This is a genomic window from Bradyrhizobium sp. SZCCHNS1050, from assembly GCF_032484785.1.
Classification (GTDB): Bacteria; Pseudomonadota; Alphaproteobacteria; order Rhizobiales; family Xanthobacteraceae; genus Bradyrhizobium.
The window spans coordinates 3,047,647-3,072,456 of the sequence record NZ_JAUETR010000001.1 but is presented as its reverse complement, the minus strand read 5'-3'; the positions used below and the strand labels follow the sequence as shown (position 1 = coordinate 3,072,456).

The following is a 24,810-nucleotide window of genomic DNA, read 5'->3' as shown; positions in this document are numbered from 1 at the left end:
CCATTAGGCTTGTGACCGGGATCACGCAGATTTATTCCCGATCGACCTGGCCTCGGCCATTATAGTCTGTCGCTGGCGCTATGGCGCCAGTTCATGCCTTGCCAAGCGCCGTTTTGCATCGAAAATGCGATCCTTGTTTGTCCAGGTTCCCAGGGAGTTGGCCGTGAGCACAGACCGTTCCACCGTCGAGGCCGTCGTTCAGGGCTATTTCGATGCGCTCTACGAGGGCGACGCCGACAAGCTCGGTGCCGTGTTCCACCCCACCGCTGACCTGCGCTGGGTCGAGAATGGCGAGCTCAAGATCCTGACCGTGCCGGACTGGCTGGCCTGGGTGCGCAAGCGCCCATCGGCCAAGGCTGAGGGCAAGCCGCGCGAGGACTTCATCGTCACCATCGATCGTTCGGACGACAAGACGGCCTTCATCAAGGTGCGCTGCCAGCTGCCGCCGCGCTATTTCACCGATTATCTCGTGGCGATGAAACTGAAGGACGGCTGGCAGATCGTGTCGAAGTCCTACCGCTACGACCTCCGGGATTGACGCCGGCGCGACGACGCCAAGCCACCAGCCATGGAAGCTCACTTTCAGATATTCCTGATCCTGCTGGCCGTGTTGGCGGGAACCGCACTTCTTGCACGGCGGGCCAACCTGGCGCCGGCGATCCTCCTGATGCTCGCCGGCATCGCGCTCGCCTTCGTGCCGACGATGCCGGCGTTCGCGCTGCCCCCCGAGCTCGTGCTGCTGGTGGTGCTGCCGCCGCTGATCTATTCGTCGAGCGTCGCGATGAGCTGGCGCGAGTTCAAGCGCAATCTGCGGCCGATCGTGCTGCTCGCGGTCGGCTGCGTGATCTTCACCGCCTCCATGGTGGCCACCGCGACCCACTATCTTCTCGGCCTGCCCTGGAGCCTCGGCTTCCTGCTCGGCGCCATCGTTGCGCCGCCAGACGTGGTGGCGCCGCTCGCCATCGCCCGCCGGCTGCACCTGCCGCGCCGGGTCATGGTCATTCTCGAAGGCGAGGGCCTCGCCAATGACGCGACCGCGCTGATCCTCTATCGCTTCGCGGTGGCCGCCATCACCACCGGCGCCTTCTCCTTTCCGGTCGCGGCCGGCGAGTTCGGCCTGATCGTGGTCGGCGAGATCGCGTTCGGCATCGGCGTCGGCTGGCTGATGCTGCGCGCCCGTCACTATGCCCGCGACCCGCAGGTCGAGATCACCCTGTCGGTGCTGACGCCGTATCTGGCGTTCTGGATCCCCGAGCATGTCGGCGGCTCCGGCGTGATCGCGACGGTGGCCTGCGGCCTCTACATGAGCTGGAACGGACCGCTGTGGATCTCCTCGGCGACCCGCCTGCAGGGCATCTTCTTCTGGGACCTGATGATCTACCTCATCGAGGGCATGCTGTTCCTGCTGACCGGCTTCCAGATGCGGCTGATCTACGAGAAGTCGAAGGTCTTTCCGCTCGACGACATCATGATCGCGACCGCGCTGGTGCTCGCCATCGTCGTTATCGCGCGCTTCGCCTGGACCTTCCCGGCGACCATCCTGCCGCGTTTGCTGAGCTCGTCGCTGCGAGCCCGCGATCCCTTGCCGCCCTGGCGGCAGACCTTCATCATCGGCTTCACCGGCGTGCGCGGCACGGTCTCGCTCGCCACCGCGCTGGCGCTTCCGCTGACGCTGTCGACCGGCGACGCGTTTCCCTATCGCGACCAGATCCTGTTCATCGCCTTCGGCGTGATCTTCTTCACCCTGATCGGCCTCGGCCTGACCCTGCCGGCCGTCGTGCGCTGGCTCAGGGTCGGCAACCAGGGTCGCGCCGAGCGTCAGCGCGAGCATGAGCAGGAGATCGCGGCCCGGCGCGAGGCGCTCGACAGCGCCTTGCGGTCGCTGGAGACGATGACCAGCGATCGCGAGCTGTCGGACGAGGTGGTGCGGCTGCTACGGGCGCGCCACGAGGTCCGGACCAACCAGCTCCCGGAAGGTCTGAAGCCCGAGGACAACGACGCATCCGCGCTCGGCATCGAGCTGACCCGCGAGCTGATCACGGCAGAACGCAAATTCATCCACGTGATGCTGCGCGACGGCAAGATCACCGACGAGACCCGCCGCCGCATCGAGCGCGATCTCGATCTGGAGGAAGCGAGCCTCGCCAATCGCTCGTATGGTGAGTTGCCGCTGTAGGAGCTGAGAGCTGGTCACGCGGTTGTAGGACGCGATGTTGCGGCAAACGCCGTCATTGCGAGCGCAGCGAAGCAATCCAGAAATCCTTGCGCGGCCCTGGATTGCTTCGCTGCGCTCGCAATGACGTGGAGGGGAGCCTCACGTCACCGCTCGATCATCCAGCGCGTCACGGCCTGGTGGTAGTTCATCGGACCCGGCACCGTCTTGTAGGTCTTCAAGTAACGGAAGCCGGCCTTCTGCAGCGCGCGGTTGGGGGCGGTGTTGTAGGCGTGCGGCTCGCAGAACAGCTGCTTGAGCCGCAACCTCTCGAAATAGAAATCGATGCTGCGGCGGACGCATGCGGTGCCGAGGCCGCGGCTGCGCAGCTCGGGCTCGGTGATATGCAGATGCATGTGGGCGCGGTTGCCGTAGACGATGCGGTCGCAGCTGGAAAAGCCGATGGCGCGGCCGTCGAGCCGCCAGATCACCAGCAGCGCCGCGCGCTCGGCCAACGGCGTCTCGTACAGGGTCTGGAAGAGTCCGGCCCACACCGGCCTGGTCGGCATCCGCGTCGGGTCGATGCCCATCAGGTCGAGTTGCTCGATGCTCGACGAATAGAAGTAGTCGATGACCAGCGAGGTCTCGGCAAGTTCCATTTCGCGGATGTCGAGATTCATCGAGGCGTCCTCTTCAGCAGGCCTCAAGGTGCTGATCATGCGGGCGGCAGTGGGGCGGCGCCGTTCTGATGGGGGCAACCGCGACATCACGGCGTGCGTTGCAGCCGATCCGCATGCAAAAATTTCAGACCGCGGCGCGCGGCACAAGCAGCCGTCGGTTGCAGGTCGGCTGTCGCTCTCACGGCAGGCCGATTGGACATGAAATCTAGCCGAGGACTCTTTCTCAAGCTCCTCGCCTGCGACAGAGCGATCGCATATGACGATCGGAGTTGTGCGCCCGTCTGCTGCCACATCGTCATGGCCGGGCTCGTCCCGGCCATCCACGCCGCTCGGCATCCTCGGAACGACATGGATGCCCGGGACAAGCCCGGGCGTGACGGAGTAACGAATGGTCAGACCTTCTCGCCGCAAGCAACCGCGCGATCAACCCAGCGGCACAGGAGGCGCCGCTGGCTGAGCCGGGACCAGCGTGCCCGCCCTACTCCGCCGCGGTCACGCTCTCCGGCGCCTTGGCGCCGCTGCCGTAGCGCTGGTCGATGTAGTCGATGACGAGCGCCTTGAAGTCGGCGGCGATGGTGGGCCCGCGCAGGGTGCGGAACTTCTTGCCGTCGACGAAGACCGGCGCGGCCGGGGCCTCGCCGGTGCCGGGCAGGGAGATGCCGATATTGGCATGCTTGGATTCGCCGGGGCCGTTGACGATGCAGCCCATGACGGCGACGTTGAGCGCCTCGACGCCGGGATATTGCGTCTTCCAGGCCGGCATCTCCTCGCGGATGAAGTCCTGGATCGAGCGCGCCAGCTCCTGGAACGTGGTCGAGGTGGTGCGGCCGCAGCCGGGGCACGCCGCAACCAGCGGCACGAAGGTGCGGAAGCCCATGGTCTGCAACAGCTCCTGCGCGACCTGAACTTCGAGGGTGCGGTCGCCGCCGGGCTCGGGGGTCAGCGAGATGCGGATGGTGTCGCCGATGCCCTGCTGCAGCAGGATGCCGAGCGCCGCCGCGGAGGCGACGATGCCCTTCGAGCCCATGCCGGCCTCGGTGAGGCCGAGATGGATGGCGTAGTCGGAGCGTGCGGCGAGGTCCTGATAGACCGCGATCAGGTCCTGCACGGCCGAGACCTTGGCCGACAGGATGATGCGGTCCTTCGGCATGCCGAGCTCCTGGGCCCGGGCGGCCGACAGCAATGCCGACTGCACCATGGCTTCGCGCATCACCGCGCGCGCATCGCGCGGGTTCGCGGAAGCCGCGTTCTCGTCCATCAGCTTGCTGAGCAGCTCCTGATCGAGCGAGCCCCAATTGGCGCCGATGCGGACCGGCTTGCCGTATTTGTTGGCGAGCTCGATGATGGTCGAGAATTGCGTGTCCCGCTTGTCCTTGAAGCCGACATTGCCGGGATTGATGCGGTATTTCGCCAGCGCCTCGGCGCAGGCCGGATAGTCGGTCAGCAGCTTGTGGCCGATATAGTGGAAGTCGCCGATCAAGGGCGTGGTGATGCCGCGCTTGTCGAGCTGCTCGCGGATCTGCGGGACGGCCGCGGCGGCCTCCTCGCGGTCGACCGTGATGCGGACCATCTCGGACCCGGCGCGCGCCAGCGCTGCAACCTGGGCCACCGTCTGGTCGACGTCGGCGGTGTCGGTGTTGGTCATCGACTGCACCACGATCGGGGCGCCGCCGCCGACGGCGACGTTGCCGACCATGACGCGGGTGGTCCGATGCCGGGGAGCGGGTCCGGCGACATCGGACGCTGAGGTGTTCTCGGTCAGGATCTCGGGCTTGTTCATGGGCGCTCGGATATCAGGTTTTGGTGACATTCAGCAATGGATCAGTCACGGCCAGGACCACGCGGTTCGGGCGGTTTACGAGAAAAAGCCCAACGATCACAAGCACGGCAGCCAGGCCAAAGGCCAGCGTCAGGGCGTCATGCAGGATGAAATAGCTCGCCAGCACCCCGAATAAAGGGGTGATGAAGGTAAATGCCGACAATTTGCTGGCCGAGTAGGCCTTGATCAGGGCGAACCAGACCGTGAACGTGGTCCCGACCACCCAGATCGACTGGTAGGCCATCAGGCCGATCACGAACGGGCTGGGAACCTGGGTCAACCGCTCCCCGGCAATGAGGGCCGCCACGGCCATGATCGGGACGGAGACCGCCACCTGGTACCCCAGTGCCCGCTCGGGCGCGATGAAGCGCAGCCGGGTGCCTTTGACGAACACCGTGGTCACGCCCCAGAGCAGGCCGCCGCCGACCACCAGGAGATCGCCGAGCAGCACGCGGCCGTCGACATCGGCCTGGGGAATGCCGATCGCGAGCGCCACACCGGTGAAGCTGAGCGCCAGCCCGCCCCATTGCGCCGGGCCCATCCGTTCGCCGAGGAAGCGGAACGAGCCGAGCGCGACGAAGAACGGCGCGGTATACAGGAACACGATGGCGCGCGACGCCGAGGTCAGCAGCAGGCCCTGATAGATCAGCACGAATTCCAAGCCGAACAGCAGGCCTGCCACCAGGCCGAGCCCCAGCGTGCCGTCGCGCTCGAACATCTTCACGCCGCGCACCCGCGCGAACACCAGCAGCACCGGCAGCGCACCGAGCGAACGGAAGGTGGCCTGCAGCAGCGGCGGAATTTCAGGCAGCGCGAGCTTCACGGCGATCTGGTTGAACGCCCAGGACAGGCACAGCACGAGGATGACGGCGATCGCGCCCAGGCCGAGCGGCCGGGTCGCGGCGGATGAGGTTGGCGTTGCGGACACGAGGACGTTGGCTCCCTGGCGCGTTTCGTTTTTTGGACCGCCATCAAGGTGTGGTCAGCTTTGTCTTGGTCAGTCGGAGATGATGCGGACGTAGAGCGGCGGTGCTGGCCTCTCCCTGCGCGCACCGGACTCGCGCAGAAACTCGAATACGACGGTCATTCACACGTGTACAGCTTGCGCCGCAGTGAGCGTTCTCACGCCGCCTTCTGGCAATGGGCACACAGCCCGGTGATCTCGACGACCGACAGTTTCGGCGTGAAGCCCGATGCCGCGGCGGCCAGCTTCAGGCTTTCCGCGATCGGAGCCGCCGGAACCTCGCCGACGGCGCCGCAGCTCTCGCAGATCAGGAACGCCACCAGCGCGGTCTGCTCGTGGTCATGGGCGCAGGCGAGGAAGGCATTGCGGCTCTCGATGCGGTGCACCAGGCCGTTCGCCATCAGGAACTCGAGCGCGCGATAGACGGTGATCGGCGCCGGCCGCGCGGCGACCTTGGCAAGTTCCTCGATGATCTCGTAGGCGCCGAGCGGCCGGTGGCTCGACAGCAGCGCCTCCAACACCTGGCGGCGCTGCGGCGTGAACTTCTGGCCGCGCTGGGCGCAGATGCGCTCGGCATGGTCCAGGGCATCGGCCGCGCAGCGGCCATGGTCGTGGTCCGGCGCCGGGAAGGTGGGCTTTGCGAGGGTCATTGCCGACAATCTAGCATCTCGGGCCGGTCTCGCCAAAGGCCGCGGCCGAGCCATGCATCTGCGGCGGGGCGGGTGCGCTCGGCAGAGCCATCAAATATTCATAAGCTTGCTTATCATATCCGAGGCTTATTACAGCCAAAGCTTAGTTCCCCCTCTTGGAATCGAGATCAGCCATGACCCGCACGTCGGTGGACGTGAACTTCCTGTTTACGCTCGGCGAGCTGCAGCGCCTGGTGCGCGCCTATGCCGACAAGGAGGCGGCGCGCTTCGGCATGACCCGCGCGCAATGGGCCGTGCTGGCGAAGGTCGAGCGCTACGAGGGGATGAAGCAGTCCGAGCTCGCCGAGCAGATGGAGATGCAGCCGATCACGCTGACACGGCTGATCGACAAGCTCGCCGAGGCCGGGCTGATCGAGCGGCGCGGCGACGACAGCGACCGCCGCGTCAACCGGCTCTATCTGAAGAAGGCCGCGCGCCCGCTGCTCGCGAAGCTTGCGGTGCTGCGCAGCGATCTGACCGACACCGCCCTCCAGGGCATCAGCGCCGGTGATGCCGAGCGGCTGATGACCCATCTCGAAGCCATCAAGGAAAACGTGAGAAACGCCCTGCAGTCGCTGTGCGACGAGCAGCGAAAGGAGCAGCGCTATGGCTGAGCCCGCCCTGAAACTCGCCCCCGACCAGAAGGCCAGCCCGGATGCGGCGCCGCCCGCGGCCGCCGACGCGAAGCCGGCGCGCCCCGGATTGCTGCGCCGCTACCGTCGCACGCTGCTGCTGGTGGTGCTGCCGCTCGTCGCCGCCATCGGCGGCCTCGTGCTGTATCTCAATGGCGGCCGCTACGTGACGACCGACGACGCCTATGTCGGCGCCCAGAAGGTGCTGATCACGCCCGACATCTCCGGCAAGATCGTCAAGGTCGTCGTCAAGGAAGGCCAGCAGGTGCAGAAGGGCGACGAGCTGTTCGAGATCGACCCCGTGCCCTATCGCCTGGCGGTCGACCAGGCCAAGGCGGCCCTGGAGCAGGCGCGCATCAGCTATGACAACCTCACCGCCAACATCAAGATCTACGGCCAGATGCTCGATCTCGCGCAGCAGGGCATCGACCTGAAGCAGAAGGACGTCGAGCGCAAGCAGACGCTCGCCAAGAGCAATTTCGGCTCGCAGCTCGACCTCGACAATGCCGCGAATGCGCTGGTGACCGCCGGCGCACAGGCGCAGTACATCAAGCAGCAGCTGTCGAACGCGAAAACGCAGCTGCTCGGCAATCCCGATCTGCCGCTGGAGCAGTTCCCGCCTTACGTCCAGGCAAAGGCCAAGCTGGACGACGCGCAGCGCGACCTCGACCACACCACCTTGCGCGCGCCGATGCCGGGCATCGCGACCCAGGTCGACCAGATCCAGCTCGGCCGCTTCGTGGCCGCGGGCACGCCGGTGTTCTCGGTGATCGACATCAGCAATCCCTGGGTCGACGCCAACCCGAAGGAGAGCGACTTCACCTATGTCGCGGTCGGCCAGCCGGTCGAGCTCGACGTCGATGCCTTCCCCAACCACCGCTTCAAGGGCACGGTCGGCTCGCTGTCGCCGGGCACCGGCGCGCAGTTCGCGATCCTGCCGCCGCAAAATGCGAGCGGCAATTTCGTCAAGGTCGTGCAGCGCGTGCCGGTCCGGATCTATTTCGACAAGGCCGACAGATTCGTCGCGAAGCTCAAGGCCGGCATGAGCGTCAACGTGTCGATCGATACCGGCCACGAGCGCACGCTGGCCGGGCTGTTCGGATCGGCGCACGCGGCGGACAAGGACGAGTAGCGTCATGACCGCGCCTGCGGCCTCATCCGCAGTTCCGGGCCTCCGCCGGAACATGGTGACGATCTGCGCCATGACGGCGACGATCATGCAGGCGCTCGACACCACCATCGCCAACGTCGCGCTGCCCTACATGCAGGGCACGCTGTCGGCCTCGCAGGACCAGATCAACTGGGTGCTGACGTCCTACATCGTCGCGGCCGCGATCATGACCGCTCCGGTGGGATGGATCGCCAACCGCTTCGGCCGCAAGCGCACCTTCATCGTCTGCTCGGCCGGCTTCACCATCGCCTCCGTGATGTGCGGGCTCGCCCAGGACATCACCCAGATGGTGCTGTTCCGCCTCCTGCAGGGCGTGTTCGGCGCCTCGCTGGTGCCGCTGTCGCAGGCGGTCATGCTCGACTCCTACGCGCTGCATGAGCGCGCCAAGGCGATGGCGATCTGGGGCATGGGCGTGATGCTCGGCCCGATCATGGGGCCGTCGCTCGGCGCCTGGCTGACCGAGACCTATTCCTGGCATTGGGTGTTCTTCGTCAACCTGCCGTTCGGCGCCGTGACCGTGCTCGGCCTGATGGCGTTCATGGAGGAGACCAAGCCGAACGCGGAGCTGACCTTCGACTGGTTCGGTTTCGCGGCGCTCGCCATCGGCATCGGCTCGCTGCAGATCGCGCTCGACCGCGGCGAGGACCAGGGCTGGCTGGAGAGCAACGAGATCATCATCGAGTTCATCATCGCCGCCGTCGGCTTCTATTATTTCCTGGCGCATTCGCTGACGACGCAGCGGCCGTTCATCCAGTTCGCGCTGTTCAAGGACCGCAATTTCGTCGGCGGCTGCGTGTTCATGACGGTGATGGGCCTCGTGCTTTTCTCGACCATGGCGCTGTCGTCGCCGTTCCTGCAGAACGTCATCGGCTATCCCATCATCACCGCCGGCGTGCTGCTCGCGACCCGCGGCTGCGGCACCTTCGTCGCGATGATGCTGGTCGGGCGTCTCTTGCGCTATATCGAGGCGCGCACGCTGATCATCGTCGGCCTGGCGCTGACCGCAGTGTCGCTGTTCCAGATGACGGCGTGGACCGACCAGACTGGCGTGCCCGAGATCATCACCATCAGCATCATGCAGGGGTTCGGCTTCGGCCTCGTGTTCGTGCCGCTTTCGACCGTGGCATTCCTGACCTTGCCGGGCGAGTTGCGGACTGATGGAACCTCGATGCTGACCCTGGTGCGAAATGTCGCAAGCTCGATCGGCATCTCGATCGCGATCGCGCAGCTCACCGAGGGAACACGGCGCAACCACGCGATCCTGGTCGAGCACATCAACCCGTTCAATCACGCGCTGCAGATGCCCAATGTTGCCGGCCTCCTGAACCTGTCCACCGATGCCGGGCGCGCGATGGCCGACGCGATGGTGACCGTGCAGGCGCAGATCCTGGCATTCTCGCACGACTACCAGCTGGTCATGACGTTCATCCTGGTCTCGATCCCGCTCGCGGTCATGATCGGCTCGACGCGCACCGCGTTGCGCGCGCAGTCCGCCCCGGCCGACCACGCCGTCATGGAGTGACCGCTTCCCCCGCGACGGAAAATGCGCGCGCTGTCGAGACAGGGTGGGGGCGGGATAGCAAAAAGGTGACCGCGACGTGATGGATTTGTAACTTCAATCCGGCGCGTTTCCGGCTATCTTCTGCTCACCCCACACGGTTCTCTGCGTATGAGTTGCGCGCAGGGACTGCACCTCATGAGCGCCCCACTCGTGATGTGCCGGGCGGGGGCGGTGGCTCCTCCAGCGCCGCCCCCAGCCCCGGGGCCTCCCTTTTCACATTTTGGCCTACGGCTTCTGCAGCGGCTCGATCTTCGCCGGTGCGGCAGCGGGCCTGGCCTCGGCCGTCGGCAGGATCACGCCGGCCAGCGCCTGCACCGGATCGTCGCCGGGCTTGAAGCCGGACTGCACCAGGATCTCGTCGATCAACGGCTTCAGCGCGTGCACGCGCAGCAGTTCGCCGGCGAGGCCTTCGCCGAAGCCGACATTGCCGCCGGCACCGCCATTGCCGCCGAACGCGCCGCCGGTGTGCAGGATGCGAACGTCCTTCAGATTGGCGATCGGCTTGACCATCTCGCCGAGCGCGGCCGGCATGGTCGCGATGCGCTGCTTGGCGAGCTCGAAATCGATCACGTTGCTGCCGAGCTTGTTCTGGGCTTCGTTCTTCATCAGGATGACCGCGGCTTCCGCCTCGCCGATCTGGCGCACGCCGACGGCCTTGATCTTGTTGGCCTCGGCCTCCGCCTCGGCCAGGGTCTTGGCCGCCTCGCCGCGATCGACCGCGGCGCGCTTTTCTGCCTCGGCGGCAACGGTAATGCCGGTCGAGCGCTGCTCGGCCTCTTTCCGCGCCGCCATGACCGCGGTCTGACGTTCGCGGTCGGCGATTTCGATGGCGCGCGCCGTCGTCACCTTTTCCTCCGCGGAGACCGCAAGCGCCTCGGCCGCCTTGGCGACCGCGCGCGCTTCCGAGGTTTCCTTGCTCTTGGTCGCGATCTGGATGTCGTTGTCCTGCGTCGCGATCTGGATCTCGCGGTCGGCGTCGGTCTTGCGGCGGTTGATCGCGAGATTGCTTTCGATCGCCGCGGTCTCTCGCACCTTCAAGGCTTCCGCCTCGCGCTGCGCGATCTTCTGCTGCGCCTCGATGCGCGCATTCTCCTCGGTCTGCCACGCCGTCTGCGTCGCGCTTGCGACCTCGGCGCGGGTGCTCGCGGTCTTGTTGGCGATGTCGCGCTCCTGGCTGAGCTCGGCCTCCTTCTTGGTGCGCTCGATCTGGAGCGTGAGCTGGCGCGCCTCGAGGTCCTTCTGCGCGATCGCGACCTCATTGTCGCGTACGATCGCGTTGCGGTCGCGGCGCCGCGTCTCGGTGACCGTCTTCAACAGCGTCAGGCCTTCGGCGTCGAAGAAGTTCTCGGCGTTAAAGAACGAGATGTCGGTCTGGTCGAGCTTGGTCAGCGAGACCGATTCCAGCTCCAGGCCGTTGGACTGCACGTCGGCCTCGACTGCGGCCTGGACGTGCTTGACGAAATCCGAGCGCTTCTCCTGCAGGTCCAACAGCTCCATCGTGGCCGCGACCGAGCGCAGGCCGTCGACGAACTTGGCCTCGACCTGGTCGCGCAGCAATTCGGCATTGTTGGTGACGGCGCCGAGGGTCTGCGCCGCCAGTGCGATCGAATCCACGTCGGGCTTCACGCGCACGTAGAACTCGGCGTCGATGTCGACGCGCATGCGGTCCTTGGTGATCAGCGAATCCTTCTTCGAGCGCTCGACGCGGAGCCGCAAGGTCTTGAGGTTGACGCGCGCGATGGAGTGGAAGATCGGCAGCACCACGGCGCCGCCGTCGAGCACCACCTTCTTGCCGCCCAGGCCGGTGCGCACGAACGCCTCGTCGCGGGTGGACCGATGGTAGAGAACGGCAAAGACAGTGCCGAGAACGACCAGCAGCACAACGCCGATCGACGCAGGCAGAACCAGATCAAACATGGGATTTACTTTCGGGTTGAGGAAAGTGTCTTGGAGCTAAGGTGTCTTGGAGCTCGTGAGTTCGTCGGCTGCGGCGATCGCGATGAAGCGGCCATCCTTGCGGTCGACGAGGAGAACCGACGCGCCCACCGGCAATGACGGCGAATCCGGCGCGGCCGAGGCCGTCACCATGTGCCAGTTGCCGTGGACATCCTTGACGCGGACGCGGCCGGGCAGCCCGCCATCGAGCGGGCCGACCGCCACCTCGCCGATGCGGCCGACGAGATCGGACAGCCCGACCGCATAGCTCTCATCCTGCGGCACCAGCCGCGCCGCGTAGCGCGTCGAGCGCCGCAACAGCGGCACCGTGACGACGGCGGCGAGCACGCCCGCGGCCGTTGGCGGCAGCGCCACCGCCACCAGCCGCGCGGCATCCTGGATCAGAAAGCCCGTGATCGAGAAGATGCCGAGCGCGAGCAGGATGCAGATCATCAGCGGCACGCCGCCGACATTGATCCAGGACAGCACGTGGCCGACGCTGGTGCTGTGGCCGTCGTGACCGAGATCGACGGTCTGGCCGAGCAACTCGCTGATCGACAGGCCGATCAGCATCGAGCCGATCTCGACGCCGCCGACCAGAACGATCATCACGGCGGCAATCGCGAACGGCCGCACCTCGGGTTGCATGAAATGGTCGACGATGGTCATGGGACGACGCGCCCCCGCCCGCTCAATTCTGCGATTTCAGCCGCGCCAGCCGCTCGGCGATGTCCTTGTCACGCTTCAGCTTCGACAATTCGTCGATGTCGGGCGACGGCGGGATGCCTTCCGGCACGCCGGTGGCGCGGGCGATGACGCGGGAGGCGCGCGCGGCCTTGGCGAGGCCGGCATCCGGCCCCTTGCGCGATGCGGCCTTCGGCTGGTCGGCGAGCGCCTCGCTGTGCTCCAGCTCGGCGAGACGCGCCTGCGCGTCCTGCAGGCTCGACAGAATCGCACGCAGGGTCGTCAGCACCGCATCGATGCGCTCGGCATTCTCGTCGATCGCCTTCGACAGCACCTCGAACTGGGCTTCGAGATCCATCTGCCGGGCGATGCCGGCGCGGGCGAGATCGTCGCGGTGCTCGGCGATGGCGACGCGGATCTGCTCGGCCAGCACGGTCGTCTCGCGCTCGATCTCGGCGCGGCGTGCATTGAGCCGATATTCCTCCGCGCGCGCATGCGACAGGCTCTCGCGCGATTCGCGCTCGGCCTGCTCGATCTCGCGGATCGCCTGGCTGACCAGCGCGACCCGGTTCTTGTCCTCGGCCTTTTCGATCGCTCCATAGGCGATCCCGGCGATGAGGCGCCCGGCGCGTGACAGGAGCGTGTCGGGGGCCGGCGCGTGTTCGGCGAGCATGACGTGGTCCTTTCGTGGGCTGACGGTTGGGCTGAGACGAGCGTGTGACGTTGCGGTAACGCCGAAATGGACTTCGAAGTCATCTTCGTCCGTTCGCACGAGCTGCGCCGGCGTCGCGTGCGGCCAGCCCGCGACGTAGCCGGTCACCTCGAACGGGATCGCGATGCGACCGCGCGCGGTGCCGAGCGACAACATGCCGGCATTCCTGACATTCACCAGACGGTCGTCGAGCGGCAGCCGCGGATTCGAGGCGGCGCGATAGGCGGCACGGTCGCGCAAGCCGAGCGTGACGAGGCGCGACGGCAGCCGCGTGGCCTTGCGGATCGGGTCGTAGGCATGGCCGTGCAGCGTGACGAGATTGGCGCCGATGCCTTTGCCAGCAGCGATCTCGTCGAGCATGTCCATCATCCGGGCATAGTCGGCGAAGGTCGCCTCGATCGCGTCCCGCGCCTCGGGGGAGAGGAGCAGACGGTAGCGAACAGCCTGATCGTGGGCGCTTCCGGCCATAGGAAACACTAAAGCACAATATCCGTGCTTTAGCAAGCCAGCTCCCGATCCGATCCCTTCCGTGACCATGTCGAACGCCATGCCCATGCCGATATGTCGCGCCGATGCTGGCCGGCGGTTTAAGGCCGGCGAACAATCTCTGGTGATCGTTAAGGGGGCTGGTAGCGACGCCGGCAAAATGCACCGCAGTGACGTGTAGCGACAAAGACCTCGCCGCGCGCGTGCGGCCCTGTCGCGAGGGAAGCGCCGTCAGTCCAGCAATTCGCGGCAGCCGAGATCGTCGAACGCAAGGAAGATGCGCTCGAGATTATTCCACCAGATCACCGGAGGGAGCTGGATCGCCCATTGCCAGACCGGCTGGGCGATGTGCCAGAGCACGGCGAGACGATAGTCCTGATCCAGCGCCGCCCTGTCGTAGCCGGTCACACCGCCTGCGACCAATGTCTGATGATAGCTGTCGAGCAACGGCCGCTCGATCCGCGCCCGACGGTCGGGATAGATTTGCAGCGCGATCATGTAGGCGAGATCGTTCGCGGGCACGCCGATCCGCCACTGGTCGAAATCAAACGCGCGCACGTCGTCGCTGTCGGCGGCCTTCGGCACCAGAAAATTCCAGACATGCGCGTCGCCATGCGCAATGCTGAGGTTTCGCCGCGACAGATAGCGTTCCGAGAGCCGCGGCGTCGCCGCCATCAGGCGTTCGTAGACCGCGCGCCGGTCCGCGCTCAGGCGGTCTCCCAACTGATCGGCGAAGCGCTGATAGTGGCCGGCAAAGGTGCTGCCGCGCTCGGCGCGCTCGTCCGCGGTCGCAAAGCTGCCGATGGACACGCCAAGCCGCGGATCGTCCCACCACGCCGCATGCAGCCGCGCCAGCGCCCGCACGATCCCCTCGGCCTGGGGCAGCGCAGGCGGCAGCGGCCATGGCGTCGCCGTCTGGTGCGTGTCGGTGAGATCCTCGAGCAACAAGTGCCAGGTGAGCGCGGCTTCGTCCCACGCGCCGCCGTAAGAGCCGGGCACGAGGCCCGTCGGCATGAGCCGCGCCAGCCCGCGATAAAAATTGACCTCGTGGCGCCCGCCCCGCCACAGCGTCTTGGCGAAGGCCGGCATCGGGATTTTCAGGATCAGCGCCTTCGGCGCGTCCGGGGCCGCGCCGTTATAGGACAAGCCAAGGCGGATGATGCGCGACAACAGCATCGGCCGGTCGCTGATTGCGGCGACGTCCGAGACCGCGCCGGACTCGAGCACACCCGCCTCACGCATCGTCGCCGTCAACGCGGCGGGCTTGGCAACGGACGGCAAGTCGGTGGAGGACATGTGGGCGCCGTCCCTTCAGGGTTGCAGCTTGCCCATACTAGCAGGGATATTCCGAAGCGCTACTTGATCGGCGCGCGCGGCAGCACGGTGTCGCCGATCTCCATCCGGTAGACGTGATCGAGCGAATACCAGGGCGTGGTGACGCCGGGCTCGGTCGGGTGCGGCATGTCGTGGCGAATGAAGTTGCCGAGCAGCGCCTTGGTGACGCCGAACTGGACGTCGCTGTCGATGTGCGGGTCGTTGGGGTCGTAGACCTGCGAGATCAGGACCTTGAATCCCGGCTTGACGATCAGCGCATGCAGATGCGCCGGGCGATAGGGATGACGGCCCTGCGCCTTCAGCAGCCGGCCGACGACCCCGTCGGTCGGGATGGGATAGCCGACCATCATCACCGAGCGAAACCAGAAGCGGCCATCGGCATCGGTCACGAGCTTGCCGCGCAGGTTCATGTCGGCCTGATCGGGATCCTGGTTCTCGTAGTAGCCGACCGGCGAGGCGTGCCAGACGTCGACCTCGGCGCCGGCGACCGGCGCGCCGTTCGGATCGACCACGCGACCGTGCACGAACAGCGCCGGGCCTGATGTCGCCGAGCGCACGATCGAGCCGCCATTGTCAGTGCGCGGCGAGTTCAACCGCCAGAACGGGCCGAGCAGCGACTGCGCGGTCTCGGTGTTGCCGCCATCGCCATTGTTGAGCAGGCAGACCAGCGGCGAGACGCCGAGCGAGCCGGCCATCAGCACGACCTCATTGTGGCTGTCGTTGGTGCGCTGACCGAGTTCGGCGATGATGGCGGCGGCTTCGCGAAATTCGGCCTCGGTAAGCCTGACATCGCGGACGAAGCCGTGCAGGTGCTTGATCAGCGACACCATGATCTCGCGCAGCCGCGGGTTCTCGGTGCGATCCATCACCGCCAGCACCGCCGGCGTGACGTCCTGTTCGCGGGAGATGGTCATCGTCAGGACTCCGTCACTCCGGGGGCGACGCGCCAGCGTCGAACCCGGAATCTCGATATTGCAGGACTCATCTCCAGATTCCGGGTTCAGCCTGCGGGCTGCCCGGAATGACGAAGCGCTCAGCGCTTCGTCAGTTGATCGTCTCGACCGCCAGCGCGACGCCCTGGCCGACGCCGACGCACATCGTGGCGAGCGCACGCTTGCCGCCGCGGACCTCGAGGCCGTGCACCGCGGTCATCGCGATGCGCGCGCCGCTCATGCCCAGGGGATGGCCGAGCGCGATGGCGCCGCCATGCGGGTTGACGAAATCGGCGTCCTCGGCGACGCCGAGCTGGCGCAGGCAGGCGATGCCCTGGGACGCGAACGCCTCGTTCAGTTCGATCAGGTCGAAATCGGTGATCTTGAGGCCGAGCCGCTCCATCAGCTTGCGCACCGCCGGCACCGGGCCGATGCCCATGATGCGGGGCGGCACGCCGGCCGAGGCGAGGCCGAGAACGCGCGCGCGCGGCGTGAGGCCGTGCTTCTTCACGGCGGCTTCCGAGGCGAGGATCATGGCGGCGGCGCCGTCATTGACGCCCGACGCATTGCCGGCGGTGACCGTGCCCGGATTGCGCACGATCGGCTTCAGCTTGGCCAGACCTTCTAGCGTGGTCTCGGGGCGCGGATGCTCGTCCTTGTCCACCGTCACAGGGCCGGCCTTGCCGCCGGGCACCATGACCGGCGTGATCTCGGCGGCGAAATAGCCCGAGGCGATGGCCTTTCCGGCGCGCTGCTGGGAGCGGATCGCGAACGCGTCCTGTTCGGCGCGCGAGACCTGGAATTCCTCGGCGACGTTCTCGCCGGTCTCCGGCATCGAATCGACGCCATACTGCTGCTTCATCAGCGGATTGATGAAGCGCCAGCCGATCGTGGTGTCGAAGATCTCGGCCGAGCGCGAGAACGCCTCCGTCGCCTTGCCCTGCACGAACGGCGCGCGCGTCATGGATTCGACGCCGCCCGCGATCGCGAGATCGACCTCGCCGGCGCGGATCGCACGTCCCGCCGCGCCGACCGCGTCGAGACCGGAGGCGCAGAGACGGTTCAAGGTCTGGCCCGGAATTGAATCCGGCAGGCCCGCGAGCAGCAGCGCCATGCGCGCGACGTTGCGGTTGTCCTCGCCGGCCTGGTTGGCGCAGCCGAAGAACACCTCGTCGACGGCAGCCCAGTCGAGATTGGGATGCTTCGCCTTGAGCGCCTTGAGCGGGGTGGCCGCGAGATCGTCGGTGCGCACCTTGGCCAGCGCGCCGCCGAACCGGCCGATCGGAGTCCGCACCGCATCACAAATGAACACGTCTCGCATCGCTCTCTCCCGAACTTTCGTGTTTCTGGTCAGAATTGACGGCGGTTTTAGGAGTGCGAACGGGGCAGGTCAAATGACGGGAGCGCGGGGTGGCATGCGCGGCGCTGTCGTATGCGACGCTCTCTCAACGCGAGCGGTGCGCCCCCTCCCCCGCTTGCGGGGGAGGGTTGGGGTGGGGGCCGCCCCAAGCGAGAATCCCCGTGAGGAGAGACTTCCCCCACCCGTATCGCATCTCCGATGCGATACGACCTCCCCCGCAAGCGGGGGAGGTGCAACAGCAGGCACCGCTCATCGTGGAAAACCGGGACATCGCCTGCAAAGCGGTAGGACCGTCCGGGCAAATTGGCTAGTTTCCGCGCCATGACGATCCAGCAGCCCATCTCCGCCCCGGTTCCGCAAGAATCAGTGCCTGCGGCCGCGCCCGCCGAGGCGCCGGCCAAGCTCACGCCGATGATGGAGCAGTATCTCGACATCAAGGCAGCGCATCCGGGGCTGATGCTGTTCTACCGGATGGGCGACTTCTACGAGCTGTTCTTCGAGGATGCGGAAGCCGCCTCGAAAGCGCTCGGCATCGTGCTGACCAAGCGCGGCAAGCACCTGGGCCAGGACATCCCGATGTGCGGCGTGCCGGTGGAGCGCTCCGAGGACTATCTGCATCGCTTGATCGCGCAAGGCATCCGCGTCGCCGTCTGCGAGCAGATGGAGGATCCGGCGGCGGCGCGGGCGCGCGGCAACAAGAGCGTGGTCAAGCGCGGCGTGGTGCGCGTGGTCACGCCGGGCACGCTGACGGAAGACAATCTGCTCGATGCGCGCGCCAACAACTATCTGCTGTCGATCGCGCGCAGCCGCGGCTCCTCCGGCGGCGACCGGCTCGGGCTTGCCTGGATCGATATCTCGACGTCGGACTTCATCGTCACCGAATGCGCGTTCGCCGAGCTGACGGCGACCTTGGCACGGATCAATCCCAACGAAGTCATCGTCTCCGACGCGCTGTACTCGGACGAAGCGTTCGAGCCGGTGCTGCGCGAGCTCGCCGCGGTGACGCCGCTCACGCGCGACGTGTTCGACGGGGCCACCGCCGAACGGCGGCTGTGCGACTATTTCGCCGTCGCCACCATGGACGGCCTCGCGGTGCTGTCGCGTTTGGAAGCGACCGCGGCGGCCGCCTGCGTCACCTATGTCGAACGTACGCAAGTGGGGCAGCGCCCGCCGCTGGCGCCGCCGGCGCGCGAGGCGACCGGCAGCACGATGGCGATCGATCCGGCGACGCGCGCCAACCTCGAACTGACGCGCACGCTCGCCGGCGAGCGCCGCGGCTCGCTGCTCGACGCGATCGACTGCACGGTGACCTCGGCCGGCTCGCGCCTGCTGGCGCAGCGGCTCGCCGCGCCGCTGACGGAGCCGGTGCAGATCGGCCGGCGGCTCGATGCCGTCAACGTCTTCGTCGCCGACAGCGCCGCGCGCGAGGACATCCGCTCGATCCTGCGCGGCGCGCCCGACATGACCCGTGCTATGGCGCGGCTGTCCGTCGGCCGCGGCGGTCCGCGCGATCTCGCCGCTCTGCGCGACGGTATCGTTGCGGCCGACCAGGCGCTGGCGCGGCTGTCGGCGCTCGACCAGCCGCCGCAGGAGGTGGCGTCGGTCATGTCCGCGCTGGCGCGGCCGGCGCGCACGCTCGCCGAGGAGTTCGCCCGTGCGCTCGACGAGCAGCTGCCGCTGATCAAGCGCGACGGCGGCTTCGTCCGATCCGGCTATGATGCGACGCTCGACGAGACACGCAATCTGCGCGACGCCTCGCGGCTCGTCGTCGCCTCGATGCAGGCGCGCTATGCCGACCAGACCGGCGTGAAGGCGCTGAAGATCCGGCACAACAACGTGCTCGGCTATTTCGTCGAGGTCACCGCGCAGCACGGCGACAAGCTGATGTCGGCGCCGTTGAACGCGACCTTCATCCACCGCCAGACGCTGGCGGGCCAGGTGCGCTTCACGACATCAGAGCTCGGCGAGATCGAGGCCAAGATTGCGAATGCCGGCGAGCGCGCGCTCAATCTCGAGCTCGAGATCTTCGACCGGCTGTGCGCACAGGCGCTCGCGATCGGCGACGATCTGCGCGCCGCCGCGCACGGCTTTGCGATGCTCGATGTCGCCACTGCGCTGGCGAAGCTCGCGGTCGACGACAATTATGTGCGCCCGGAGGTCGACGGCTCGCTCGGCTTCGCCATTGAGGGCGGCCGCCATCCCGTGGTGGAGCAAGCCCTCAAGCGCGAGGGCCAGCCGTTCATTGCCAATTCGTGTGATCTGTCGCCGACGCCGGGGCACAAGAGCGGCCAGCTCTGGCTGCTCACCGGTCCGAACATGGCCGGCAAATCGACTTTCCTGCGCCAGAACGCGCTGATTGCCCTGCTCGCCCAAATCGGCTCGTTCGTGCCGGCGAGCCGCGCCCGCATTGGCATCGTCGACCGGCTGTTCTCGCGCGTCGGCGCCGCCGATGATCTGGCGCGCGGACGCTCGACCTTCATGGTCGAGATGGTCGAGACTGCGGCGATCCTCAACCAGGCCGGCGAGCGCGCGCTGGTGATCCTCGACGAGATCGGGCGCGGCACCGCGACCTTCGACGGCCTCTCCATCGCCTGGGCCGCGATCGAGCATCTGCACGAGAGCAACCGGTGCCGCACGCTGTTCGCGACGCATTACCATGAGCTGACAGCCCTCGCTGCCAAGCTACCACGGCTGTTCAACGCCACGGTGCGGGTCAAGGAATGGCAGGGCGACGTCGTGTTCCTGCACGAGGTGCTGCCCGGCTCCGCCGACCGCTCCTACGGCATCCAGGTGGCGAAGCTCGCCGGCCTGCCGCCGGCCGTGATCAGCCGCGCCAAATCGGTGCTGGCGAAACTGGAGGCCGCCGACCGCGGCCAGAACGCCCGCGCGCTGGTCGATGATCTGCCGCTGTTCGCGGTGCCCTCGCGCGCCGCAGCCGAGCCTGCGATGTCTAAGGAGGCGGAAGAGCTGATCGCCGCCGTGAAAGCGCTGCATCCGGACGAGATGACGCCGCGCGAGGCGATGGACGCGCTGTATGCGCTGAAGGCGAAATTGCCGAAGTCATAGCTGGCCGTCATTCCGGGGCGCGCAAAGCGCGAGCCCGGAATGACACCGAGTGTGGCGAGGTCAATCGATCAACAACCGCCGTCATTGCGAGGCGCCTTTGCGCCGAAGCAATCCAGAGTCCCGCCCGCAGCCCTGGATTGCTTCGCTTCGCTCGCAATGACGTGGAGCGACCTATCGGACCGCAGCGACCTTCCGTCGCCCCAGCCACCATAGTCCGAGATTCCAGCCGACGCAGGTCGCCAGCGCACCACTCAGGCCGGCGACGGCGCCCAGATGCAGGCTGCCGAGATGCAGCACGACCACCGCGAGCGAGAAGCCGATCAGGCCGTAGGCGCCGTTGGCCAGCACGGCCGCCGTCGCGGGCCCGCCGATGCGCGGCTGCAGGATCAGCATCATCGAGGTGAAGACGATCGGAAACAGCGCCAGGATGCCGGACACGCTGGGACCGGCCCAGCCGGAGACCGAGGTGACGGTGGCGACGAGCGTTGCCACCAGCGAAGCGCGCAGCGGCACGTCGTACCAGCGCCGCGTGATCAGCGGCATCTTCGCATGGCGATAGCGCTGCAGCAGCGGCAGGCAGATCGCGAAAGTGATGATGTTGGCGACGATGCCCATCAAGAGCGTCCATTGCACGCTCTTGATCAGCGCGGCGAGACCGAGCCACACCGCCACCGCGGTGGCGCTTGCCACCAGCACGCTGCGGCGCTGCGCCAGCACGGCGTAAGCGAGACTGAGGAAGATCGTGGCGGCATTGATCGGCAGGCTGGTCAGCGCGCCCTGCGCGATGAACGCGGCATCGTGATCCAGCGCCAGGAACACGTAGGTCGGACCCGCCGAGATCGGCAGCGTCGCGACCAGCGCGCCGATCACGGGCCCGGTGCGCTCGGCGATCATCGACGCCGACACCACGAACGACGCCGCGATCGCCATGCGCAGAGCCAGCAGCAGCAGGAAGGAGGGATCGAGGGACATCAGTTCATGCTGCGCAGGCGGTGGGCTCCCTCCCCCGCCTGCGGGGGAGGGCTGGGGTGGGGGCGCGGCTCGGGCGGCGATGATGGGGTGTGCCGTGTGGAGAGAAGTCCCCCACCCGCCTCGCATCGGCGATGCGAGGCGACCTCCCCCGCAGGCGGGGGAGGCGCAGACCGAGCGAGCCTCAACAGCTTGTCTCCTCAGAGGCAGCGCCGCCGCGCACTACACCCGCTTCAAGCTGACAGACACCTTCGGGCCGTTCTTGATGGTCTGATAGACCACGCAATAGCGCTCGGTGAGCTTGAGCAGGAGGTCGAGCTTGTCCTGCGGCGCGTCGGTGTCGACCTCGAAGCGCAGACGGATTTCCTGGAAGCCGACCGGCGCCTCCTTGTCGACGCCGAGCGTGCCGCGGAAATCGAGATCGCCTTCGGCGAACACGTGGCCGCTCTTGAGCGGCACCTCGACGGCGGTCGCGACCGATTTCAAGGTGACGCCGGCGCAGGCCACCAGAGCCTCCAGCAACATGTCGCCGGAGCACAGCTCGAGCCCCGAGCCGCCAGTTCCGGGATGCAGGCCGGCCACCGCCATCGCGCGCCCGGTCTCGAGCTTGCAGGTCAGCCCCTCCTGCCCGACCTCGCCCTTGGCCTTCAAGGTGATCACGGCGGCGGACGGGTCGGCCTTGTAGCGTTCCTTGATCGGCGCCTGCATGGCGCGCAGCTCGGCAGCATCCATTTGTCGTTCTCTCCCGGATTTATTTCAGACGAGATGTACCGGGCCGGGCCGCCAAAGTCACCACCACAGGCCGCCGCCGGGCTCACGCCTGCCCTGCGTGTCCGGCATCGTCCGGTCGAGCGAGCGGTCCAGCGCGGTCAAGACATGCCGCTTGAACTGCTCGAACAAGGGCGCGTTGCGGTCGCGCGGCCGCGACAGATTGATGGTGATCTCCTCGAACAGCCGGCCCGGATGCGGCCGCATCACCAGCACGCGGTCGGCCAGCACCACGGCCTCCTCGACGTCGTGGGTCACGAGCACCAGCGTCGGGCGCGTATCGGCCCAGAGATCGAGCAGATGATCCTGCAGATCCTTGCGGGTGAAGGCATCGAGCGCAGAGAACGGCTCGTCGAGCAGGAGCACCTCCGGCTGCGCCACCAATGCGCGGGCGATCGCGACGCGTTGCGCCTGGCCGCCGGACAGTTCGCGCGGCCAGACCTTGGCCTTGTCGGCGAGGCCCACACGTTGCAGCGCGCGGGCGACACGGTCGCGACGCTCGGCTGCCGGCAGCTCGGACAGGCCGAAGCCAATGTTGTCGGCGACCGTGAGCCACGGCAGCAGCCGCGGCTCCTGGAAGATGATGCCGACCTTGGGATGCGGCGCAATGATCGCCTCGCCGTCGAGCGTCACGGTGCCGGCGCTGGCGCGGTCGAGCCCGGCGATGGTGCGCAACAACGTCGACTTGCCGCAGCCGGAGCCGCCGATGATGGCGATGATCTCGCCGAGCTGGATCCCGGCCGAGAACCGCTCCAGCGCGTGGACACCGTTGGGATAGACCTTGGTGACGGATGCGAGCTGCAGCATCAGGCCGCCCCGCTCTGGCGCGCGAAACTGTCCTGCCAGCGCAACAGCGGCGCGGTTGATATCTCCAGGAGCCAGTCGGTGACCTTGCCGATGATCGCGAAGATGACGATGGCCGCCACGATCTGTGCCGGCTTGCCGAGCTGCTGGCCGTCGATCAGGAGGTAGCCAAGCCCTTCGGAGGCGCCCATGAACTCGGCGGCAACGACGAACATCCACCCCAGGCCGAGGCCGACGCGCAGCGCCACCACATAGGCCGGCAGCACCGCGGGCAGCAGGATGCGGCGGATCATGGCCGGTCCGGACAGGCGGAAAACGCGGCCGACCTCGACGATCTTGCGGTCGACCGAAAGAATGGCACCGGTCAGGCCGAGATAGACCGGGAAGAACACGCCGACTGCGATCAGCGCCACCTTGGAGGTCTCGAAGATGCCGAGCCACAAGATGAACAACGGCACCCAGGCGATCGACGGAATCGCACGCAGCGCCTGGATCGTCGGATCGACCAGCCGGCGCGCGAAACCCCAATAGCCGCAGATGCCGCCGAGCAGCGTGCCGGCGGCGACGCCGAGGCCGAAGCCGATGCCGACGCGGGTCAAGGTCATCGTGATGTGGCGGGAGAGTTCGCCGGAGCGGGCGAGCTCGGCGATGGTGGTGAAGACCTTCGAGGGCGGCGGCACCAGCCGGCCGTTGGACCAGCCGGCCCGGACGGCAAGCTCCCAGGCGAGTGCGAGCGACAGCGGCAGCAGCAAGCCGAGCAGCGGGCGCATCAGCCGCGTGAGCCATGGCTGGCTGGCGGTCTGCGGTGTGGCCGCCGCGGCGGGGGCCTGGAGTTCGACGGTCATGGTCATAGTGAGAACAGCGCTCGGGTGCGAATGCAAGGCGTGGGGGCGGATGGCGATGGAGGCCAGGGACGGCGCCCCAAAACTCGCTGTCGTCCCGGCCTTGCGCCGGCAACTGTTATGTTGATGGAGTGATCGCATAAGGTTTTCGGTCGCGCATCATGGCATTCAGGATGGTTAGAAGCTTCCTGGCGACGGCGATGAGGGCGAGCTTGGCGGGTTTACCGGCTTGGCGCAGACGGTTGTAAAAGATCTTGAAGCGATCGGCGCGGCGGACGGCGTTGAGGGCGGCCATGTAGAGGGCGTCGCGGACACGCTTCCGGCCGCCGCCGATCTTGCGCTTGCCACGATACGCCCCGCTATCGCGATTGAAGGGAGCCAGGCCCGCAAGAGCGGCTACCTCCTTTGGCCCGAGATGGCCGAGTTCCGGCATCTGGGTGATGAGTTGCATGCAGGCGACGGGTCCCACACCGGGCACGGAGCGCATCAGCTGTGCCTGCTCCGCAAGCACCGGCTCGGCTTTGATGAGCGCGTTGATCTCGGCCTCGATCTCGACGATCTCGTCATTGAGGACCTCGATCAGGCGGCTGATGCGTTCGGCCATGGCGCGGTCCTCGGCCTCGCTGCGGCGGTTCTTTTCCTGGGCGCGCATGGCAACCAGTTGATCCCGCCGTTTTGCAAGCCTGGCGAGGGCGCTTTGGGCAGGCGTCATGGCCTGCTCGGTGGCTGGCTGCATGGCGCGCCCAAAGGCTGCCAGCGTTCGCGCGTCGATCGGATCGGTCTTGGCGAGTTGGCCGCTGGCGCGGGCGAAATCGCGAGCTCGAGCCGGGTTGATCCGCGCAAAGCGGATGCCCGCCCGACGCAGGGCCTCGCGCAGTTCGAGGTCGTAGACACCCGTGGCCTCAAAGACCACCAGAACATCGCATCCCCAACGCGCCACCAGCTGTGTGATGGCCTGTGGCCCGTTGGCGATGCGCTCCGGCGCCCCCACGGCTTCATCAAAAATATCGAGATAGGGTTTGCAAACGTCGATTCCGACGCAACGAAAAGGTACGATCACGGTGCCTGTCCCTGTGATGCGAGGTCTGTTGGCGCAGCCTCGTGCAACTGTTCAGGTTGATAAATGGAACGGGCGGGAGACCGAGCCGGCTCACGGCGTCTAGCGCCAAGGACCCAACGGCTTCCCGCCCACCATCATCATGGCAGACTTTCCAGACACAGGGACCCATACGCCGCGGCGGTCGTTGTG

21 protein-coding genes are annotated in these 24,810 nt (G+C 67.0%); 6 read left to right on the top strand and 15 right to left on the bottom strand.

The features are described from left to right. The first annotated feature begins 163 nt into the window (after nucleotides 1-163). Together QX094_RS13915 and QX094_RS13910 are read left to right on the top strand one after the other, a co-directional pair. Nucleotides 164-538, top strand: coding sequence for a nuclear transport factor 2 family protein (locus QX094_RS13915; RefSeq protein WP_315756871.1), 375 nt, complete (start codon nucleotides 164-166; stop codon nucleotides 536-538). Nucleotides 539-568: 30 nt separating this feature from the next. Beyond that, nucleotides 569-2,176 carry a Na+/H+ antiporter gene (locus QX094_RS13910; protein WP_316174447.1) on the top strand — a complete coding sequence of 536 codons (1,608 nt, stop codon included), beginning with the start codon at nucleotides 569-571 and terminating at the stop codon, nucleotides 2,174-2,176. Between the two features lie 143 nt (nucleotides 2,177-2,319). Here the strand turns inward: QX094_RS13910 and QX094_RS13905 are convergent, their stop codons facing one another. The 4 genes from QX094_RS13905 to QX094_RS13890 all read right to left on the bottom strand — a co-directional run bounded on the left by QX094_RS13905 (nucleotide 2,320) and on the right by QX094_RS13890 (nucleotide 6,265). Next, the gene (locus QX094_RS13905) at nucleotides 2,320-2,832 is read right to left on the bottom strand and encodes a GNAT family protein (protein ID WP_316166276.1); all 513 of its coding nucleotides are present in this window, start codon (nucleotides 2,830-2,832) and stop codon (nucleotides 2,320-2,322) included. Nucleotides 2,833-3,310: 478 nt separating this feature from the next. After that, a complete protein-coding gene (ispG, locus tag QX094_RS13900; protein WP_316174445.1) occupies nucleotides 3,311-4,612 on the bottom strand; it encodes a flavodoxin-dependent (E)-4-hydroxy-3-methylbut-2-enyl-diphosphate synthase in 1,302 nt (433 codons plus the stop codon). A 13-nt stretch (nucleotides 4,613-4,625) separates the two neighbouring features. Beyond that, entirely contained in the window at nucleotides 4,626-5,579 is a 954-nt protein-coding gene (locus QX094_RS13895; RefSeq protein WP_316174444.1) for a DMT family transporter, read from the bottom strand. Between the two features lie 194 nt (nucleotides 5,580-5,773). Continuing rightward, nucleotides 5,774-6,265: a Fur family transcriptional regulator gene (locus QX094_RS13890; RefSeq protein ID WP_315751916.1), complete on the bottom strand. Its 492-nt coding sequence runs from the start codon at nucleotides 6,263-6,265 to the stop codon at nucleotides 5,774-5,776. A gap of 173 nt (nucleotides 6,266-6,438) precedes the next feature. Between QX094_RS13890 and QX094_RS13885 the strand changes: the two genes are divergently transcribed. The 3 genes from QX094_RS13885 to QX094_RS13875 are packed head-to-tail and all read left to right on the top strand — an operon-like array spanning nucleotide 6,439 to nucleotide 9,629. Then, entirely contained in the window at nucleotides 6,439-6,918 is a 480-nt protein-coding gene (locus tag QX094_RS13885; RefSeq protein WP_315751915.1) for a MarR family transcriptional regulator, read from the top strand. Beyond that, on the top strand, nucleotides 6,911-8,068 hold the full coding sequence (locus tag QX094_RS13880; RefSeq protein ID WP_315715163.1) for an HlyD family secretion protein: 1,158 nt from the start codon (nucleotides 6,911-6,913) through the stop codon (nucleotides 8,066-8,068). The genes QX094_RS13885 and QX094_RS13880 overlap by 8 nt, the downstream gene beginning before the upstream one ends. A gap of 4 nt (nucleotides 8,069-8,072) precedes the next feature. Continuing rightward, nucleotides 8,073-9,629, top strand: coding sequence for an MDR family MFS transporter (locus tag QX094_RS13875; protein WP_315751914.1), 1,557 nt, complete (start codon nucleotides 8,073-8,075; stop codon nucleotides 9,627-9,629). A gap of 264 nt (nucleotides 9,630-9,893) precedes the next feature. Here the strand turns inward: QX094_RS13875 and QX094_RS13870 are convergent, their stop codons facing one another. The 6 genes from QX094_RS13870 to pcaF form a co-directional block, all read right to left on the bottom strand. Beyond that, nucleotides 9,894-11,585, bottom strand: coding sequence for a flotillin family protein (locus QX094_RS13870; protein ID WP_316171006.1), 1,692 nt, complete (start codon nucleotides 11,583-11,585; stop codon nucleotides 9,894-9,896). Nucleotides 11,586-11,621: 36 nt separating this feature from the next. Then, the gene (locus QX094_RS13865) at nucleotides 11,622-12,272 is read right to left on the bottom strand and encodes an OB-fold-containig protein (protein ID WP_316174442.1); all 651 of its coding nucleotides are present in this window, start codon (nucleotides 12,270-12,272) and stop codon (nucleotides 11,622-11,624) included. Nucleotides 12,273-12,294: 22 nt separating this feature from the next. Then, on the bottom strand, nucleotides 12,295-13,467 hold the full coding sequence (locus QX094_RS13860; protein ID WP_315715421.1) for a PspA/IM30 family protein: 1,173 nt from the start codon (nucleotides 13,465-13,467) through the stop codon (nucleotides 12,295-12,297). A gap of 249 nt (nucleotides 13,468-13,716) precedes the next feature. Continuing rightward, nucleotides 13,717-14,781: a phosphotransferase gene (locus QX094_RS13855; protein ID WP_316183736.1), complete on the bottom strand. Its 1,065-nt coding sequence runs from the start codon at nucleotides 14,779-14,781 to the stop codon at nucleotides 13,717-13,719. Nucleotides 14,782-14,840: 59 nt separating this feature from the next. Continuing rightward, on the bottom strand, nucleotides 14,841-15,734 hold the full coding sequence (locus QX094_RS13850; RefSeq protein WP_316174440.1) for a dioxygenase: 894 nt from the start codon (nucleotides 15,732-15,734) through the stop codon (nucleotides 14,841-14,843). 130 nt (nucleotides 15,735-15,864) lie between these two features. Next, on the bottom strand, nucleotides 15,865-17,073 hold the full coding sequence (gene pcaF / locus QX094_RS13845; protein WP_316174437.1) for a 3-oxoadipyl-CoA thiolase: 1,209 nt from the start codon (nucleotides 17,071-17,073) through the stop codon (nucleotides 15,865-15,867). Nucleotides 17,074-17,433: 360 nt separating this feature from the next. Here pcaF and mutS point away from each other — a divergent pair, with 360 nt between their 5' ends. After that, complete coding sequence (gene mutS / locus QX094_RS13840) at nucleotides 17,434-20,178, top strand: DNA mismatch repair protein MutS (RefSeq protein ID WP_316174435.1); 2,745 nt, start codon at nucleotides 17,434-17,436, stop codon at nucleotides 20,176-20,178. Nucleotides 20,179-20,349: 171 nt separating this feature from the next. Here the strand turns inward: mutS and QX094_RS13835 are convergent, their stop codons facing one another. The 5 genes from QX094_RS13835 to QX094_RS13815 all read right to left on the bottom strand — a co-directional run bounded on the left by QX094_RS13835 (nucleotide 20,350) and on the right by QX094_RS13815 (nucleotide 24,621). Continuing rightward, on the bottom strand, nucleotides 20,350-21,150 hold the full coding sequence (locus QX094_RS13835; RefSeq protein WP_316174433.1) for a hypothetical protein: 801 nt from the start codon (nucleotides 21,148-21,150) through the stop codon (nucleotides 20,350-20,352). Nucleotides 21,151-21,369: 219 nt separating this feature from the next. Then, entirely contained in the window at nucleotides 21,370-21,879 is a 510-nt protein-coding gene (locus QX094_RS13830) for an OsmC family protein (protein ID WP_315715155.1), read from the bottom strand. Between the two features lie 57 nt (nucleotides 21,880-21,936). Further along, nucleotides 21,937-22,722: an ABC transporter ATP-binding protein gene (locus QX094_RS13825; protein WP_315715154.1), complete on the bottom strand. Its 786-nt coding sequence runs from the start codon at nucleotides 22,720-22,722 to the stop codon at nucleotides 21,937-21,939. Then, nucleotides 22,722-23,570 carry an ABC transporter permease gene (locus QX094_RS13820; RefSeq protein WP_316174431.1) on the bottom strand — a complete coding sequence of 283 codons (849 nt, stop codon included), beginning with the start codon at nucleotides 23,568-23,570 and terminating at the stop codon, nucleotides 22,722-22,724. The genes QX094_RS13825 and QX094_RS13820 overlap by 1 nt, the downstream gene beginning before the upstream one ends. Nucleotides 23,571-23,679: 109 nt before the next feature. Then, the gene (locus QX094_RS13815) at nucleotides 23,680-24,621 is read right to left on the bottom strand and encodes a transposase (RefSeq protein ID WP_315751903.1); all 942 of its coding nucleotides are present in this window, start codon (nucleotides 24,619-24,621) and stop codon (nucleotides 23,680-23,682) included. Between the last annotated feature and the right edge of the window lie 189 nt (nucleotides 24,622-24,810).